The 229-nt window shown below is 83.0% G+C and carries 1 pseudogene; it reads right to left on the reverse strand.

The annotated features are described in order from the left end of the window. Positions 1-46: 46 nt before the first annotated feature. A pseudogene (locus A6V29_RS21305) lies at positions 47-229 on the reverse strand (DEAD/DEAH box helicase); the annotation flags it as partial.

The following is a 229-nucleotide window of genomic DNA, read 5'->3' on the forward strand; positions in this document are numbered from 1 at the left end:
GTGCGCGGTGAGGGAGGACGCTGGGCGGCGGGGGAGGACGGCGGGGTCAGCGGCCCCGGCGGGAGCGGGCGCTGAACGACGCGGCGGACGACGTCCCCGCGCGGGCGGCCAGTTCGGCGCGGGTGCGGGCCGGACCCGACGCGCGCCCACCACCCGAGCCCGAGCCGCGACCGCCGGACGACGCCGGCTTGGCCGCGGAGCCGGTGGACCCCGAGCCGCCGCGACGACG

It is taken from the genome of Blastococcus sp. CCUG 61487, assembly GCF_005222955.1.
Taxonomy (GTDB): domain Bacteria; phylum Actinomycetota; class Actinomycetes; order Mycobacteriales; family Geodermatophilaceae; genus Blastococcus.